This is a genomic window from Peribacillus sp. NJ11 (assembly GCF_030348405.1).
In the GTDB taxonomy this organism is placed as follows: domain Bacteria; phylum Bacillota; class Bacilli; order Bacillales; family DSM-1321; genus Peribacillus.
In genome coordinates, this window is the sequence record NZ_JAUCFO010000001.1 from 40,787 (window position 1) to 58,508 (window position 17,722).

Annotated in this window: 17 protein-coding genes and 2 riboswitches; of the genes, 8 read left to right on the top strand and 9 right to left on the bottom strand. The window is 41.7% G+C overall.

The features are described from left to right. Positions 1-77: 77 nt before the first annotated feature. On the bottom strand, positions 78-710 hold the full coding sequence (locus QUF86_RS00215; RefSeq protein ID WP_289317638.1) for a superoxide dismutase family protein: 633 nt from the start codon (positions 708-710) through the stop codon (positions 78-80). Positions 711-879: 169 nt separating this feature from the next. Next, a complete protein-coding gene (locus QUF86_RS00220; protein ID WP_289318466.1) occupies positions 880-2,205 on the bottom strand; it encodes a CitMHS family transporter in 1,326 nt (441 codons plus the stop codon). On the opposite strand from QUF86_RS00220, the gene QUF86_RS00225 reads away from it, so the two are divergent. Next, on the top strand, positions 2,206-3,612 hold the full coding sequence (locus QUF86_RS00225; RefSeq protein ID WP_289333256.1) for an MFS transporter: 1,407 nt from the start codon (positions 2,206-2,208) through the stop codon (positions 3,610-3,612). 375 nt (positions 3,613-3,987) lie between these two features. After that, positions 3,988-4,078, top strand: a riboswitch (cyclic di-GMP riboswitch). 452 nt (positions 4,079-4,530) lie between these two features. Here the strand turns inward: QUF86_RS00225 and QUF86_RS00230 are convergent. Next, the gene (locus QUF86_RS00230) at positions 4,531-4,665 is read right to left on the bottom strand and encodes a hypothetical protein (protein ID WP_289323979.1); all 135 of its coding nucleotides are present in this window, start codon (positions 4,663-4,665) and stop codon (positions 4,531-4,533) included. Between the two features lie 537 nt (positions 4,666-5,202). On the opposite strand from QUF86_RS00230, the gene QUF86_RS00235 reads away from it, so the two are divergent. Beyond that, a complete protein-coding gene (locus QUF86_RS00235) occupies positions 5,203-6,660 on the top strand; it encodes a SulP family inorganic anion transporter (protein WP_289333257.1) in 1,458 nt (485 codons plus the stop codon). An 85-nt stretch (positions 6,661-6,745) separates the two neighbouring features. Beyond that, positions 6,746-6,880, top strand: coding sequence for a hypothetical protein (locus QUF86_RS00240; protein ID WP_289317644.1), 135 nt, complete (start codon positions 6,746-6,748; stop codon positions 6,878-6,880). A gap of 111 nt (positions 6,881-6,991) precedes the next feature. Here the strand turns inward: QUF86_RS00240 and QUF86_RS00245 are convergent, their stop codons facing one another. Further along, on the bottom strand, positions 6,992-7,921 hold the full coding sequence (locus QUF86_RS00245; protein WP_289317645.1) for a manganese-dependent inorganic pyrophosphatase: 930 nt from the start codon (positions 7,919-7,921) through the stop codon (positions 6,992-6,994). Positions 7,922-8,214: 293 nt separating this feature from the next. Beyond that, a riboswitch (cobalamin riboswitch) is annotated at positions 8,215-8,394 on the top strand. Positions 8,395-8,534: 140 nt separating this feature from the next. Between QUF86_RS00245 and QUF86_RS00250 the strand changes: the two genes are divergently transcribed. From QUF86_RS00250 to QUF86_RS00260, 3 genes are read left to right on the top strand one after another with little or no spacing between them, the layout of a single operon-like run. After that, positions 8,535-10,832 carry a ribonucleoside-diphosphate reductase subunit alpha gene (locus QUF86_RS00250; RefSeq protein WP_289333258.1) on the top strand — a complete coding sequence of 766 codons (2,298 nt, stop codon included), beginning with the start codon at positions 8,535-8,537 and terminating at the stop codon, positions 10,830-10,832. Positions 10,833-10,877: 45 nt separating this feature from the next. Then, positions 10,878-11,930, top strand: a complete 1,053-nt coding sequence (locus QUF86_RS00255; RefSeq protein WP_289317647.1) for a ribonucleotide-diphosphate reductase subunit beta — start codon at positions 10,878-10,880, stop codon at positions 11,928-11,930. Continuing rightward, positions 11,920-12,339, top strand: coding sequence for a flavodoxin domain-containing protein (locus QUF86_RS00260; RefSeq protein ID WP_289333259.1), 420 nt, complete (start codon positions 11,920-11,922; stop codon positions 12,337-12,339). Before QUF86_RS00255 ends, QUF86_RS00260 begins: the two co-directional genes overlap by 11 nt. Before the next feature lie 343 nt (positions 12,340-12,682). Here QUF86_RS00260 and QUF86_RS00265 read toward each other — a convergent pair whose 3' ends face one another. Together QUF86_RS00265 and QUF86_RS00270 are read right to left on the bottom strand one after the other, a co-directional pair. After that, positions 12,683-12,880, bottom strand: coding sequence for a cold-shock protein (locus tag QUF86_RS00265; protein ID WP_028393295.1), 198 nt, complete (start codon positions 12,878-12,880; stop codon positions 12,683-12,685). A gap of 198 nt (positions 12,881-13,078) precedes the next feature. Further along, a complete protein-coding gene (locus QUF86_RS00270) occupies positions 13,079-13,570 on the bottom strand; it encodes a hypothetical protein (RefSeq protein ID WP_289317650.1) in 492 nt (163 codons plus the stop codon). Positions 13,571-13,764: 194 nt separating this feature from the next. Between QUF86_RS00270 and QUF86_RS00275 the strand changes: the two genes are divergently transcribed. Next, positions 13,765-14,163 (top strand): GNAT family N-acetyltransferase, encoded by a 399-nt coding sequence (locus QUF86_RS00275; RefSeq protein ID WP_289333260.1) that lies wholly within the window; start codon positions 13,765-13,767, stop codon positions 14,161-14,163. Here QUF86_RS00275 and modB read toward each other — a convergent pair. Continuing rightward, positions 14,125-14,778: a molybdate ABC transporter permease subunit gene (gene modB, locus QUF86_RS00280; protein WP_289317651.1), complete on the bottom strand. Its 654-nt coding sequence runs from the start codon at positions 14,776-14,778 to the stop codon at positions 14,125-14,127. The two genes, QUF86_RS00275 and modB, sit on opposite strands and share 39 nt — an antisense overlap. A 246-nt stretch (positions 14,779-15,024) precedes the next feature. Between modB and spx the strand changes: the two genes are divergently transcribed. Next, on the top strand, positions 15,025-15,420 hold the full coding sequence (gene spx, locus QUF86_RS00285; protein ID WP_057912582.1) for a transcriptional regulator Spx: 396 nt from the start codon (positions 15,025-15,027) through the stop codon (positions 15,418-15,420). 67 nt (positions 15,421-15,487) lie between these two features. Here spx and QUF86_RS00290 read toward each other — a convergent pair whose 3' ends face one another. Beyond that, positions 15,488-16,918, bottom strand: a complete 1,431-nt coding sequence (locus tag QUF86_RS00290) for a HAMP domain-containing sensor histidine kinase (protein WP_289336172.1) — start codon at positions 16,916-16,918, stop codon at positions 15,488-15,490. Continuing rightward, positions 16,908-17,597: a response regulator transcription factor gene (locus QUF86_RS00295; protein ID WP_289317653.1), complete on the bottom strand. Its 690-nt coding sequence runs from the start codon at positions 17,595-17,597 to the stop codon at positions 16,908-16,910. The genes QUF86_RS00290 and QUF86_RS00295 overlap by 11 nt, the downstream gene beginning before the upstream one ends. Positions 17,598-17,722 lie beyond the last annotated feature (125 nt).

Genomic DNA, 17,722 nt, shown 5'->3' on the forward strand with positions numbered 1-17,722 from the left:
AATTATCGTCTTTCTTAGTTTTATTTAAATGAAAAAAGCGATTCCCCTATAGAAGAATCGCTCTTGCTTCATTAAATTTAATTCTCCTCTGAACTGACAACAATTCCGCAAGCTTGCCGATCGCCTGCATCACCAGTTTTCAAGGTATCTTCATCAGGTCCTTTTTCTCCATTGGCTTCATAACGGTCAGGGATATTGGCAAAGTTGTCTGGATTTGCATGTACGATGACAGCCAACTCCTCTTTCTTCAGTTGGTCCACTGTCATGTTATCCAATGTTGCCGTATACTTCGCTGTCCCATCTTCTTTTACATAGAGAGGGGGCATGTCCCCTGCATGATTCGAGTGGGTTACATCAGTTGGATTGAAGTGCCCCCCCGCTGTAGTGAAAGGGCCATCCTTAGCATCCGCTTCACATGCTGCGTTTTCGTGAACATGGAATCCGTGATAGCCTGGCTCAAGGCCTTCCAAAGCGGTCTCGATCACTACAGCATTCTCTTCCGCGGTAAAGTTTACCGTACCAAGCGTTTTACCTTCTACATCTTTCATTTCCGCTTTAACCTGCGGATCAACCTCTGTTTGTGTTCCTTGTCCCATCGTATTCATGTCCTCGGCATTTTTGTCGGCCTGATTTGAATCATCAGCAGAATTACATCCATACAGTAAAAAGGCAGCACACATAGGAAGCACGAGTTTTTGTTTATAATTCATGATAAATTCCCTCACTCTCTTTATGTATATTCCTCTTATTACTTTCCACTATTATGGAAGAATAAACAGAAAGCGGGATAAATAGGAAAATAGATTACATCAGTGAGAGTGAGCCCCTTACTAAATACACAGACAAGAATTATACTTTATAGCTTAATGGGCTCACATTTTACAAAGTGATGACACCGAAAGTAATGGCTGCGATCGTCATGATGATCGTTGACCCAAACGCCCATTTAAACAGGAATTTTTGATGATCCCCAAAATCCACGCCTACAAGACCAATCAATATGAATGTTGCAGGCACCAATGGCGATAATGGGAACCCTGTGGTCGAATGACCTAATAAAGCGGCCCTTCCGATTTCTACAGGGGCAATACCGAAGTTCGATGCCGTTTCACTTATGATTGGTAGAATGCCAAAGTAATAGGCATCAGGTGAGAATATGAACCCCATCGGAATACTCGTTAGCGCTACCACAAGCGGCAAATGTGCCCCAAGCCAATCCGGAATGACGGTTACGATTGAAGCTGCCATCGAGTCCATCATCTTTGTTTCTGTGAATACACCCGTAAATATTCCTGCAGCGAAAATGAGCGTACAGATCATCACGAAACTATTGGCATGACTTAAAATCCTTTCCTGTTGTTCTTGTGGGTTCGGAAAGTTAACGAATAATGCAATCGCAAAGGCGGAGGCAAATAGGATTTGAATTGGCAGCACTTCCATCACTAACAATACCATCAGTAGAATCGTCAAGAGCCAATTAAACCAAAATAACTTGGATGTTGCTTTAGGTGTGGTTTCGACAGCTGCAGCCTGTTCACTCATACCAGGTGGCATGGTCGTCTCCTTCGAACTGACTCCTAATCTCTCCCTTTCCTTTTTGCCAAGTACATATGCCGAAAAAAGAGTCCATATAAGCCCGCAAATCATGACCGGAATGAGAGGAAGGAATAACTCCGATACTTCAACTTGAAGGCTGGCGGCCGCTCTCACCAAAGGACCGCCCCATGGAATCATATTCATGACCCCAGCACCTAAACCAACGACACAGGCCAGTACGAGCCTGTTCATCCCTAATTTAATATAAAGCGGAAGCATGGCCGAAACGGTGATCATGAATGTGGAAGAACCGTCTCCATCCAAACCTACCAATATGGTTATAATGGCCGTTGCCATGACAACCTTTAGCGGATCGCCTTTTACAAAACTCAGTATTTTCGCGATCATCGGCTCGAATAATCCAACGTCAATCATTAAACCAAAATATAAAATAGCAAAAACGATCATGACTGCTGTCGGTGTAACCTTTAAAATACCTGCCACCATCATATCTCCCATTTCAGATGCAAACCCACCAATCAGGCCAAAAGCTATCGCCGTGAAGATAAAAGCGACGACAACCGATAGACGCTTTGTGATGACTAAGACCAGAAACGTTAAAATCATGCAAAATCCTAAAATAGTTAACATGCTGAAAACTCCTTTAATTTGAAAAACGAACGCTTTTCATTTTGTCTAATTTTTCTGAAAAATCAATATTTTCACATTATATCATTTGCACATTCATTAAAAAACCAGTTTTATCATCAAAAATCAAATTCGTTTAAAAAATCAACTAATTTCTGTATACTATTATTTAGGAACCCGAAGTTTTTTTCGGAGGAAAGAAGTGTTGTATGTAAAATGAATGCTCATAAAGTAGCTAAACGGAATCTTTTCATCATGTGGTTCGCCAACTTCTTCATAGGCGGAAGCATGACGATGGTTCTTCCATTCATATCTTTATACATTGGAACATTCGGGGATTATTCGACTCAATACATCCAGCATTGGTCCGGATGGACATTTGGGATCACTTTTGTGACTGCCTTTTTATTTTCCCCCATTTGGGGACGGATTGGTGACCGGTATGGCAGAAAGAAAATCTTGATTGCCTGTGCCTTTGGGATGGGACTGTCCATTTTCTTGATGGGATTCGTTGAAAATGTTTGGCAGCTATTCGTCTTAAGGATGTTCACGGGAATTTTCACTGGCTTCATATCCATGTCACAGGCCTTCATATCAACGCAGACCCCGAAAGAAATTGCCGGACGCGTACTGGGGACACTGCAAACGGGTAATATAACTGGTTCACTTTTCGGGCCATTGCTTGGAGGCATTCTTGCAGACACACTCGGCTATTCAACCGCCTTTAAATTCACCTCCATCACCATTTTCATCTCTGGACTTCTTGTTTTTGCAACCAAGGAATATCAAATGGAACGGCAAAAGGGAACAAAGTCGAGCTATACAAGCAGGGAGGTTCTTTCGCATATCTTACGGAATCCGATCCTAGTGAATGTCATGCTCATTTCGACCCTTGTTCAAGTTGCCCACTTCAGCATCCAGCCCATTCTTTCTTTATACGTTGGCGAGCTGCATGGAACTTCCAATCTTGGATTTTATTCAGGTATCGCCTTTTCTGCAGCAGGCCTAGGGAATTTATTGATGGCGCGTCACTGGGGCAAGATAGGTGATCGGCATGGACATGTGAAGATTCTTGTGCTGCTTCTTTTTCTGACTGCACTTGTCTACTTGCCTGGTGCCTTCATCAATCATTTTTGGCAGCTTGTTTTTGTACGTTTCATACTCGGCATGGCCATAGGCGGCATCATCCCTGTTAGGATAGCCTACATTCGCCAGGAAGCGCCTGTCACAATGCAAGGGGAAGTACTTGGGTACAATACGAGTCTACGCTTTTTAGGCAATATCATCGGACCTGCAATGGGCGGAATGGTCGCCGGTTTCTATGGATTCTCCGCTGTATTCATCACGACCAGCACCTTGCTCCTCATCGCCGGACTTGTCCTCTATTTCGCGATGCACCGCAATCCGGAGTTGGCCAGATCACATTAATCGAAGGCCTGCTTTCAGAAGAATGCAGGCCTTTATATGTTTAATGCTCATAAAGCCGAAGTACTGGTTACCTCTCAACTGGTTTGTTTCGGTCAGATTCCGATAAAAAGTTAGAAGAAAAATCATTGGAAATAGCAGAAGGAAATCTTGTTACTGAAGTGAATGCGGTATTATCGAAGGAAAACCGAGAAAAAAGATTGGAAACGGATCACTTTCAAGCCTATCAGTGAATAACATGCAACCCTTGTAAAGATGGATTCAACAGAAAATGAATCAAACAAGCTAAATGTTACTGTTGGGGCTAACCACTTTAATATCTTCATCCCCACCCAGTAAACTGATAAGTATTTTTTCCGCACTTCAATTTTATGTTAAGATTATTTTAGGCAAATTTTATGAAAGTAAAAGACGCAAAGCCACGGGCCTAACCCAACAACTTAGTTGCCATGGCAGCCGGGCTGCCAAGATTTATCTTGAATTAGATCGCTTTATTATTTATTTCTTGCCCCTTTTTAATTTGCCTAAAATTAGAAAAAGGAGGGTTATATTTGTTTTTTCCAACCATTTATTCAGCTACTACGGATGAGAGACACATAGTTAAAGATAAAAACACATGTGCTTGCGGCGCAAGATATAATGTATTCGCAATGTTGTCCAGAAGCGACCTACGAAAGATCAGGTTCAAACATTATAAAGAAGTGACATGTCCAAAATGTAAATCCAGTATCAATGAAAAGGGATAGCCCCTTAACACAGGGCTCCTCACCACTTCCATGCATGGTGAAAAGGGAAAATCTCGTTCCGGTAAAAAAAGCCATTTTACCTCATGCCCATTGATATAAACCCTTTCGGGAATCCATTCTACTGGCATTATAAGCATGCGTGCCCTGTTTGTAGGCATAATGATAATCCTCCACCTCAATTGTGGTAACGCCCACCTCCATATGCATCGTCAAGGAAAGCTTCTTGAAAATGGCTGTTCACTAGATAATGGTATGCCTCTTCCCAATACGCAGTTGCGAGTTCCCTTTCGACCGGTATCATCAAAAGCATCACATCATCCCTTTAGTCATGATGATTTCTTAATATTCAAGTACAGTTGTTCTTTCATAGGATCCCATTCCGAGGCTTATTCTGCCTCTTTTTCAATCAGGTTTTAATGGGAAGGCGTAAACTCCACTTCCAGTTTCAATACAGCCCAATTTAAATGCGTCCATTGCCTTATTGGCTAAATGTAACATTCCAATTCACCACCAACGGAACCGACAACTGGATGCCCACCGCAATTCATCCCCCCATTTTGGGATAATCGTTTCATTCAGTTTCGGAAACCCTATCGAAGTGCTTTACAAAAAATGTTTACCGATTCATCGTATAGAAAGATCGAGGTTTCTTCAGCCTTGGTTTCCTCAATGATAGAACTGGCACTTCTTGCACCAAACCTTCCTTCTGAGCATACTACGTTCATTAGCCTGTATATGATAAGACATGAATAGCCCTCGATTTGTCGTTTAAAAGAAGGACTCATGCTATAATTTAGTGCGTTAAAAAAGAAAATTAACACACATAAAAGAAAGAAGGAGTGTTTCTTTGAATACATCTGCATACAAACAGGAATGGTTTGGCAACGTTCGAGGAGATGTTCTATCCGGAATTGTCGTTGCCTTGGCATTGATTCCAGAGGCGATTGCCTTTTCGATCATTGCTGGTGTTGACCCAATGGTTGGTCTATATGCCTCATTCTGCATTGCCATCGTCATCTCTTTTGTCGGCGGAAGGCCGGGAATGATATCGGCTGCCACTGGAGCAATGGCACTCGTCATGGTCGATCTTGTTAAAGATTACGGCTTGAACTATTTACTTGCTGCAACAATATTGACTGGATTGCTCCAAATTTTACTAGGGGTTTTCAAAATCGGGAAATTAATGAAGTTCATCCCAAAGCCAGTCATGACTGGTTTTGTGAATTCTTTAGCCATCTTGATTTTCACGGCACAGCTCACCCACTTCGTCGGCGAAACATGGATCATGTATGTTATGACAGCCGTTTCATTAGCTATTATTTATCTTTTTCCGCTGATCTCGAAAGTCATTCCTTCACCACTTGTCGCCATCATATTCATGACGATCGTTGCAGTTACTACGGGGGCTACGGTACGGACTGTTGGGGATATGGGGCAATTGACCGAAGCACTTCCGATGTTCATGCTTCCAGACATCCCTTTGACCTTCGAAACTTTGGCGATCATTTTCCCATATTCCATTGCCCTGGCGTTTGTGGGGTTGCTTGAATCGTTATTGACAGCTCAAATAGTCGATGGGATGACTGACACGGACAGTAATAAAAATAAGGAAGCCAAAGGCCAAGGGATTGCTAATATCATCGCCGGATGTTTTGGCGGCATGGCAGGATGTGCAATGATCGGTCAATCCGGTATCAATATTAAATCAGGAGGAAGGGGCCGGCTCTCCACTTTTGTAGCTGGCGCATTCCTTATGGTATTAATCGTGGTACTGAATGACGTCCTTATTAAAATACCGATGGCTGCACTTGTAGCAGTCATGATCATGGTTTCAATCGGGACATTTGACTGGTCTTCCCTAAAGAGGCTCAATAAGGCTCCAAGGACGGATGCAGCCGTGATGATCGTGACGGTCCTCATTGTCCTATATACGCATGACTTATCAAAAGGGGTATTTGCTGGAGTGCTCTTGAGCATGATTTTCTTCTCAGCCAAAATTTCTAAAGTGGCTGTTGAGAAAACGGAAGACATCCAAGCTAAGAAAATCACTTATCGTATCAGCGGACAAATATTTTTCGCTTCGGTCCAGGACTTTGTTTCGAAGTTCAATTTCAAGGAAAAAGCCGATGTAATCATCATCGATTTTTCCCACTCTAAAATATGGGATGCTTCTGCAGTCGGTGCTGTTGATACGGTTGTCCTAAAATATCAGCTACAAGGTACACCTGTCCAGGTGCAAGGCCTCGATGAGGAAAGTTCGTTATTGCTAGAAAAACTCGCCACATCAGAAAGTAAAATATCTTGAAGTAGTAAAACTCTGCTGAATAGAAACTTTTCAAACCGACAAAATAGATAACATGAAATATTTCCTTTTGAAAGGAGCGAAAAGCATGACATCCGAGCAGGATTATACGGCAGCAAATCTGTCACCAGATTTATTGAATGAACTGAAAAGCTTTGAAAGCAAACTTGGCGAGGAAGCCAATAAAGAACTGATTGTCATCGCCTATGAAAAAGAAAAGTAAACTTTGAATTAAGAAAAAAGACTCAAACACCTTTAAATGGATGGTTGAGTCTTTTTTTGCATGTACAGAAAAAGGATGCACACGTTTTTAATGAGCACCCCTTTCCCTATATTATTTACTGAATACGCCCGTTAAGACCGGCACGATTTGTTTTTTACGCGATACAACGCCCTCTAAGACGGCGATGTTATTGTTTAATGAAACGTCATATGCTTTTTCCACTGCATTGGCTGCTTTACCAAGAGCCAAGGCAACAGAATCATTGGTCAGGATATCCGTTACTACGAATAGGAATAAATCCAATTCCTTCACAGCGATGACCTCTTCAATGGCTGCTTCTAGTTCGGCCTGCTTAGCAAGGACTTCGTTCGGATCAACAGCATTGACCTGGGCTATCTCCACTTTAGCCATGCCCATGGAGAATTCTTTTGCATCAAGAGTGATAAGCTGGGCAATCGTTTTGTCGCTCAAGTCAGCTCCCGCCTTCAACATTTCCAAACCATATGTTTCAGCGTTGACTCCCGCAATATCAGCCAGTTCCATAGCTGCTGCAACGTCTTGCTCCGTGCAGGTCGGCGATTTGAACAATAAAGAATCCGAAATGATGGCAGACAGCATAAGACCTGCGATCGCTTTAGGGATTTCAACGCCGTTTTCTTTATAGATTTTATTTAAAATGGTTGCCGTACAGCCAACTGGTTCCGCACGGTAATATAAAGGATCGCTTGTTTCAAAGTTAGCGATGCGGTGATGGTCGATAACTTCCAACACACGTACTTGGTCAATATCTTCAGCACTTTGCTGGCGTTCATTGTGATCGACCAGGATCACGCCATCAGCTTCCCCTGCCACCTTTTCCACAAGACGAGGAGCTTCGAATTTGAAGTGGTCCAACGCATATTGAGTTTCACCATTCACTTCACCCAGACGAACTGGTTCAGCGTTGATACCTAACTGCTTTTTCAGATCTGCATAAGCGATTGCTGAACAGATTGTGTCTGTATCCGGGTTTTTATGTCCAAAAACTAATACTTTTTCCAAGATTTTATCTCCTTTTTCATAAATATTTTTCCGCGAATCCCCTTATCGCAATTAAGGAGAGCCACCTTTACTATACACTTTATTTTAACACAAAATCCCCTAAATTCAGTGCTTGAATTACCCATTCCCCAATAAAATCTTTCATTCTTTCACCCTCTACCTTCGCTTTGTCAATAGATAAGGGTTGGTTTTTCTCAAATATATTAGTTGAATTATCATCGTATATGGCTTACGATAATATAAGCAGAAATACTAGATATTGATTACACAAACAACACTAATAACTATATATAGAATTTTTTGTAATCCAAGGTGCCAGCGATGGCTGAAAAGGGAATCCGGTGCGAACCCGGAACTGTCCCCGCAACTGTAAATGTGACGAAATGAGAAACCACTGTATAGCTCTCTATACGGGAAGGACTCAAAGTAGGATGATCATGAGTCAGGAGACCTGCCTTGAATTTTTCACGTTTCTTATTCTTCGGGGATTGAGATGATGAAACGATAGCATAATGGCTATTTTTTCATGGCTCTTTTATTCTATCGTTTGATCCGCTCAATTTATTGGGCGGTTTTTTTTTATTTTAGCGGAAGTTTACAAGGAGGATTATTAATGACTCAAACATATAACTCTACCATAAGTGAAAATGACACCGACACGAATTCCATCCAGCTTGAGATGTTATCGAAGGAATTCGAAGGCCGTCTCGATATGGAAAAGTTCAAAAAGCGTTTTACAAAATGGCTTGATCGCAAAAGTGACTCAACCGAAGAACAGGCATCAAAGAAACTGATTCAGCTCGCTCTTGAAAGTGTCGATATCGATGCTCCCGATTGGACGTTCGTTGCTGCAGCAGAACTGTTGAATGCGATGTATAGGGATGCACAAGCCAATCGAGGTTATGAAGGCATGAGTTATGGCCCATTCTATGAACTGATCACGGAACTCTCCCAACTTTCAGAAGGCCAGCGTTACCCCATCTATAAATCAGAACTGCTCTCTTCTTATACGAAAGCGGAAATTGAGGAATTGGGTTCGGTGATCGACCCGGAAAAGGATAAATTATTTTCTTACATAGGCATCTACTTATTAAACGATCGCTACCTAGCCCGCCCAAAAAAGGACAAGGTCTACGAACTGCCCCAAGAGCGCTTCATGATCATCGCGATGGAAATCATGCGATTGGAAAAAACGGAGCACCGCCTGCAACTTATCAAAGAAGCTTACTGGGCAATGTCCAACCTTTATATGACTGTTGCGACACCTACACTCTCCAATGCAGGAAAAACGCATGGACAGTTAAGCTCTTGCTTTATCGACGCAATTGAAGATTCCATTGATGGTATCTACCTATCTAACTACGATGCCGCAAAAGTATCAAAATTCGGCGGCGGTGTCGGTCTTTACGTTGGTAAGATCCGGTCGCTTGGTTCCGATATCCGTGGTTTCTCTGGAAATAGTTCCGGCACGACTCCTTGGATTCGACTATTCAACCAGACAGCTGTCAGTGTCGATCAATTGGGGCAACGTAAAGGTGCCATCGCGATTTACTTGGATGCCTGGCATAAAGATATCATGAGCTTTCTTGATTTGAAGACGCAAAACGGGGATGACAGATTAAAAGCCCATGATATTTTTACGGGTGTATGCATTCCTGATTTATTCATGGAGGCTGTACGTGACAGAAAAGAATGGTATCTTTTCGATCCGCATACCGTCAAGCAAACCCTTGGATTCTCACTTGAAGACCTTTACGACGAGAAGAAAGGCGAAGGAAGCTTCAGGAATCATTATGCACTTGCTGTCGAGGCCGCAGAAAATGGTACGCTTCCAAACTATAGCTTTGAAAAGATCAATGCGATGGACATCATGAAAAGCATTATGATTTCTCAATTAGAAGAAGGCGTACCATACATGTTCTACCGCGATGAAGTGAACCGGAAGAATCCAAATAAACATAAAGGTATGATTTATTGTTCTAACCTTTGCACCGAGATTGCCCAAAACTTAAGCCCTTCGACGATCACGGATGAATACGAAACAGAAGATGGAGATGTCGTTGTTGTTCGTAAAAGCGGCGATTTCGTTGTCTGCAACCTTTCATCCATTAACTTGCCCCGTGCGGTGAGCAGCGATGTTTTGGAAAGGTTGATTCCCATTCAGATCCGGATGCTGGATAACGTAATCGATGTGAATAATCTTCCGGTCAAGCAAGCATCCATCTCGAACAAACGGTACCGGGCAATTGGTTTAGGAACGTTTGGATGGCATCATTTACTTGCCACACAGAATATTTATTGGGAATCGGATGAGGCTGTTGAATATGCCGATGCATTATACGAAAAGATCGCTTACTTAACGATCAAGGCATCCAATGAATTGGCTATGGAAAAAGGATCGTACCCATATTTCGAAGGATCGGATTGGCATACAGGGGAATATTTCGAACTGCGTGACTATACGGATCAAAAATGGATGGATTTAAAAGCAAACGTCCAGGAACACGGGACCCGTAATGGATATTTAATGGCCATTGCCCCCAATTCATCGACCGCCAAGATCGGTAATTCCACGGATGGGATCGATCCTTTGTATGAAATTGAATTTTACGAAGAAAAGAAAAACTTTAAATTCAAGGTGACCGCACCAGGCTTGACGCCAAATACGTATGAATATTATAAAAAGACCCGATTTAATTTGGATCAACTGGAAAGCATCAGGCAAAATGCTGCCCGCCAACGCCATATTGACCAAGCAATCAGCTTTAATCTGTATGTACACAACACAATCAAAGCCAAGGTCCTATTGGATATACATTTATCGGCTTGGGAATCCGGGTTGAAATCAACATATTATGTTCGTTCAACTTCTTCCGAATATGACAATGCCTGCGAAAGCTGTTCAAGTTAACGACGACCATAACCCAGTAATCTACTCTTAAAGGAGTTTTCACGAATGACAAATCATATCAAAAAGATCCGGATGCTGGAACCAACGCATCCAACTAAAGCGACAGGTGTTTTCAAAGGAGAAGCCTCAGGCTTTCTCCTTTGGAACGATATTCAGTATGAAAAATTCTATGATACCTATACTCAGCTCATCAATAACTTTTGGAAACCATCGAGCGTAAACATGATTCAGGATAAAAAGCAGTGGGGCGAATTGGACGAAGATATCCAGGACGCTTTTCTTGATATCCTTACGATGATTGCTGGAATGGACAGTCTACAAACGCCAACTTTAGTAGAAATCCTTCGGTACATCAAAGATCCGGCGGCAAAAGCTATCCTGGCCAATATGGCCCAGCAGGAATCCATCCATAATGAATCTTATTCCTATATCCTTGCTTCCCTGATCCCAGTAGGCAAGCAAAAACAGCTTTTCGACCGCATTAAAGAACATCCGGAAGTAATAAAGCGTAATCAACCGATCGTGGATGCCTATCAAACGTTCGTGGACGATCCAAGCCCCCAGCATTTATTCGAGGCACTGATCCATTCAACGAACCTCGAAGGGATTTATTTCTATTTGGCTTTCGCTTTCTATTATAATTTAGGACGCCAGAACCTTATGACCGGTTCGGCTACGATGATATCCTATATTCATCGCGATGAAATGGTCCATTTTGATTTCATTGGTATGCTCGTTCAAATCTTGATGTATGAATATCCTGAGTTAAATAATGAAGAAAACACGAAGTTCATTTATACAACGATTGAAAAAGCCGTCGAACTCGAAAAGGAATGGTCTGAATATATGCTTGAAGATATCCAAACCAAAGCCGATCTCGATTTGGAAGAATTCAATGAATACATCGAATATATCGCCAACAAACGGTTACGCATGCTAGGCCTTGAAAACTTGTATAAAGAATATAGCGAGAACCCGATGCCATGGATCAAAACGTTCGATGATGAATCCATCGGACTTACCAAAACCGATTTCTTCGAACAGAAGTCTAGGACATACAGTCAAGTAAATGCCAGCAATGGGTTCGATGAGCTATAAAGTTGCCATTGTCTATCATTCTGCCGGAGGCAATACAAAAGCGCTTGCTGAAGCCATCGCTTCCCTATTACCTAAATCTGAACTATATCGAATGAATGAATTCGATTTACGTACATTGCCGGATTACGATGCATTGATCGTTGGTACCTATACATGGGGAAACGGCGAGCTGCCTGCTAAATCAGCAGCACTTTATACAGAACTGGAGCAGCTGCCAATTGCTTCTCTTAAAACGGGAGTATTCGGAACTGGTGAAACCAACTACAATCATTTTTGTGGGGCGGTCGATCATTTCCGGGACATGTTATTTGCCAAGAGCCAGTTATTGGTGACATTGAAGATAGAACAAATGTATCAAGAATCGGACTTGTCCAGACTTCAAAAGTTCGCCTCGCTATTCCAGAACTGACTGAAAGGGGATATGCATTTTCGCATATCCCTTTCAGTTGTTTTTAAATAAACTTAGTTCCGTGTATCATAGCAAGGGTAAACATGAAGTATAATGAAGGAAAAAAGGAGATAAACATGTCTGATAATACTGCCTATCCTTTTTATGCTAGTGCTTGTCGTATTTGTTATATTCATTGTGTTTTACCTGACAGGGCATTTTAATCGTTCAAAACGGATCGAAGAAAAATTGGACAGAGTATTAAAGGAAATGGCCGAAAAAAAAGAAGCATGAACGTGGCTTCCCTTACAAGGAAAAAAATAAAAAGACTCCAGAATCGGAGTCTTTTTTTATATGCGTTCAATTATTTTTGAACGTTAGCTGCTTGTGGTCCACGAGCGCCTTGCTCGATTTCGAAAGAAACTTCTTGGCCTTCTTCAAGCGTTTTGAAGCCTTCGCCTTGGATAGCTGAGAAATGTACGAATACGTCGTCTTGGCCTTCAACTTCGATGAAACCGAAACCTTTTTCTGCGTTAAACCATTTTACTTTACCTTGTACCATGATAGTTCCTCCTGTGTTTGGAAAAATCCATTTTATTACTATTTTTGGTTCTGGATAATGTTTCAAGAGGAATCCTATAACAGTAAATCCTTCTATCAAACTTATTCCGAACAAAAATAATTACTCATATTATATCATGGGAAATCCAAAAAAAACAAGATTATCACAGTAATTCAACCGACAAATTATCCTAAAATTCTACATTTTCCGCTTCTTGCTTTGACGAAAGCCTTCGTCCAATAAGTAGCGTTCCGCCTCTACTGGACTCTCGAAACACTCCTCCAGATTCGAACCTGAATACACGTTCCAAAGTTGGTCTTCCCTTTCAAGTGAAAGCTCTTGCTTTTCACGGCCAATCCATGTTCCTTCCAACCTAGCGAACTCGTTTTCCTCTTCCTCGATTTCAACAGGAGGTTCAGAAAGATATTCCATGCTTTTTTTGATCAGTTCTTTTAATTCCGCTTCATTATAGTCACGTATATTGATGAACCCTTTACGGTCAGTATCTTTTTTTCTCATATGGCCGGCGTAAACGAATCCATTTCCATTGGGATGCAAATGCTGAACGACGATCTTTTTCTCCTGGACACTTTCTGGATAATGGAAATTCACGCGTCCCAATGAAACGTCTTTTCGCTGTAATTCCGGAAAAGTTTCAATGATGCTCAATTTTTCTTCAAATGTTAACAAATTTCTTCCTCATTTCATTAGTTCATATTGTTTGTCGATTATAACACAGACTGATAAGAAACAATAATCTCCCTCTTCCATTATAATGTAATGAAAGGGAGTGATTTGATTGATCATGAAAATTCGGGACTTGGACTCCGATTATGGCCGGCAGCTTTATAAACTTCAAAAAGCATCCTAAGGTGGAAGCGGATATGATCGGCTATGCCGATATCCCTCCATTATTGGAAACATATGAACATTTCATTCATTGTAATGAATCGTTCATCTGCTTTTTAAAGGGGGATTCCTTAGCAGGGGCAATATCGTATACAAAGGAAAATAGGCTAATGCGTATTTGCCGAATGGTCGTCCACCCCGATTATTTTCGGCAGGGTATTGCGGATGCCCTGTTGACTGCTCTTCAATTACAAGGTGGATGGGATACGATATCCGTATCGACCGGTAAAATGAACCTGCCTGCTCGGAAGCTTTATGAAAAAAACGGCTTCACCCATAAAGAAGACATAGAGGCCGCACCTCTCTTTTTCATAAGCAGCTTCGAGAAACAGCATTCATTTTATGTACGTCACGACAAAAAGCATAATGAATGAAATGACGATGATTACCGCAACCCATAGCCATGCCAATGTCATATTCCCGGAGTCCATGGCGATATAAATCGCGGTTGGTATGGTTTGTGTCTGTCCGGGAATGTTTCCGGCAAACATGAGTGTCGCCCCGAATTCCCCCAACGCACGTGCAGAACTCAATATGCCACCTGTGACGATGGATTTGACTGCCAATGGAAGGGATACAAACAGGAACAATCTCCATTCGCCGGCACCGTCAACCCTTGCTGCATTTTCAATTTCTTCATCAATACCCTCAAAACCTGTTTTAGCCGATTGGTACATAAGCGGAAAAGCCACCACAGTGGATGCAATGACCGCCGCCCACCACGTGAACATCAGGGACTGATCAAAAACCCTTTCAATGAATTGGCCTGGCATTCCATTATTCCCAAAAATCACGATCAATAAAAAACCTACGACAGAAGGAGGCAGGACAAGCGGCAATAAAAATGCTGTTTCCAACAGGACTCTTCCCCTGAATTGCTTTTTAGCCATCATACGCGCAAGGATAATCCCGAAAATGAAAACAAGGATACCCGCTAAACCTGCGACCTGTATCGATAGCCTGACAGGTGACCAAAAATCCCCTGTCATGATACTATCCGCTCATCCATCTTAATTATGAGCCTATGCTGGTGCTTGTTCGGCATTTTCACCGAATCGGTTTTTTTTTCATTAAAGGCAGATTGCATTTCATTTTCTCCCTTTCTTTTGAAATAACTTTTAAGTTTATTTTTCTTGACATCTTGCTGACACATAGAAACGTTAAAGTAAGAGTATCACAAATGTAAAAATAAATTCATTCCATAAACTTTAAAACTTTGAAGGAGTCGATTTTAAATGGTAACAATTTATACTACTCCAAGCAGTTTAGCCTGTCGTAAAGCAAAAGCTTGGCTTAAGAAAAATGAAATTTCATACAATGAACGCAACCTATATTCCCAACCTCTTTCTATAGAAGAAATAAAAGAGATTTTACGTAAAACGGAAGGCGGAACAGATGAAATCATCTCAACCCGTTCCAAAAAATTCAAAAGCCTGAATATCGATATAAATAATACACCACTTAATGATCTTTGCAAGCTTATTCAAGATAACCCTGATCTACTCCGCAGGCCGATCATTTTCGACCATAAGAACTTGCATGCTGGATATAATGAAGAAGAAATGGGACGCTTCCTTCCAAGGAAGGTCCGTCATGTACAATTATGGCGTGCAATCAGCCAATTGGCATAATTAGTTAGCATGTTACGTGCAGTTGCATAAAAGAAGGGTTGTCCATTAAAATCGGACAACCCTTTTTTTATATCTGATTCGCTTTCTCTATAATGATCGTGAAGGTGGTACCTTTTTCATTGCTATCCTTAAGCACAAGATCTCCCTTTTGCGCTTTTGCGAGCATTTTACTGAATGGCAGTCCCAAACCTAAACCACGTACTTTCAACTTTTTGTTTTCCCCCCGATAAAATGGTTCGAACACAAATTGTTGTTCATGTTTTGGGATTCCCCGGCCACTGTCCAGTACATCAATGAAGATTCGTTCTTCATCCTTTTCATAAAGGTGAATCGCAATTTTCCCGTTACCATCAAGTGCATGCCTGGCATTATTCAAAAGGTTAATGACGATTTGCTGCATCCGCAATGAATCAATTTGACCAAAGACCGGTTCATCAGGTACTTTTATCTCAAAAGCGAAAGCTTGATCATCATCCTGGGTCACTTGCCAGCGATAAGCGATTTCCTGGATGAATATATTGATATTTTCTTTTTGCACCCGAATTTTAAAAGCTCCTGCCGATATGGCATTATAATTAAGTAAATCCTCTATCATATCTTGCAGACGTTGAGTTTCCTTTAAGGAAATATCGAGGAATTCCTTACTTTGCTCTCCCGTAACGACCTCATCCTTAACCGCTTGTATGAGTCCGCTAATGGAAGTGACTGGCGTTTTCAAATCATGGGTTACGCCTGCAAGCAATTCCGCCCGCAACCTCTCCATGACCTTCAATCGATTGGTCATTTCCTTAAAAGATTCTATCAGTTCATAAATTTCTTCTTCCTTGATCTCCTCTTCCTCTTTGAAATGGATATCGTAGTTGCCTTCACGAACCTGGACAGCGGCGTTAGCTACGTCTTGGATGGGTCGCGAAATCTGCCTGGAAAGAAAATAAATGACTCCCGTCCCCAGAATTAGAAGGCCTCCAATCATGATTGCCAATAAGCCATGATCTTGGTTGATTTCCTCCAATGCCCCTTCTTCCTGTGCAATGACCACCCAGCCTCTCGTCTCACCATTAAACGTAATCGGGGATTTGACGACATATACTTTGTTGTCGGAAATCTTGACCTTCTGGATTAACTCCTTATTTTTCATAATGACGTCCGGAAGTTTATTTTCATCCGGATCGATATACAATTGAGGCATCGTATATATGATGCTGGCATCAGGGTCGACGATATAGATGATTGGCTGTTGGTCCAAATGAAGGATTTTCTCCCTTTCCTCAACAATCTCCGCAAGGATCGGGCCAACGACAATCTGACCATTTTCCTTTATCGCACGGTCGGATGTTTCATCAGCTAAGTACTTAAGGAGGCTAAGCCTATATTCCAAAGCTGTTTTTTCCATCCACCATAAGGAAAAAACAGACAATAATATCAAACCGGAAATCAAGGTCAATACGTATCTCTTAGTCCAATATCGTTGTAAAGTGGTTCTTTTTTTAGTTTTCATAGACACTCAATTGATACCCCAATCCACGCAATGTTTTTATTTCCCCCTCAGTTACAGGCCATGCATCAATCGCCTTCCTGATCCGTTTGATCGCCAGGTCCACGGCACGGTCGCTGCCATCATAATCCATGCCCCATACTTGATCGAGAAGTTGTTCTCTCGTGAAGATTTGATTAGGGTGCTTAGCAAAAAAAATGAGCAGCGACAAATCACGCGGAGTCAAGTTTATTTCTTCCCCATTCAATTGCACCATATAAGACTGGTCATCGATGGTTAAACTCCCAAACTCATGAACATGTTCATCTTCCGCAACAACCGTCGAGGACCTTCTTAAAACGGCATGCACCCGGGCCACGACTTCTTCGGCAACAAATGGTTTGGAGATGTAATCATCCGCACCTGACTTAAATCCGGATAATCGGTAATCTACATCGTTCAGTGCCGTCAACATGATAACCGGGCATGTATCGTCCTCCCGAATTTCCTTCAATATATCCCAGCCTTCCTTTCCAGGCAACATGACATCAAGCAGGACAAGGTCTGGCTTCGCATCTTCAAAAACCGGAATGGCTTTTAGTCCATCGTATACTTGGACTACATTAAAACCTTCACGCTCCAAATATGCTTTCAATACCATCGAAATGGCAATTTCATCTTCTACTACAAGAATTTTCTTCATATAGGGATTCCTCCTTCCTGAATTATAGTGGAATCATTTTGTATATGCTAACTATTAAAATCATCAAAGCCTTTTTCCTCAATCTTACCCTTTGAATGTGTCAGGATTATGTTCGCAGACCGATG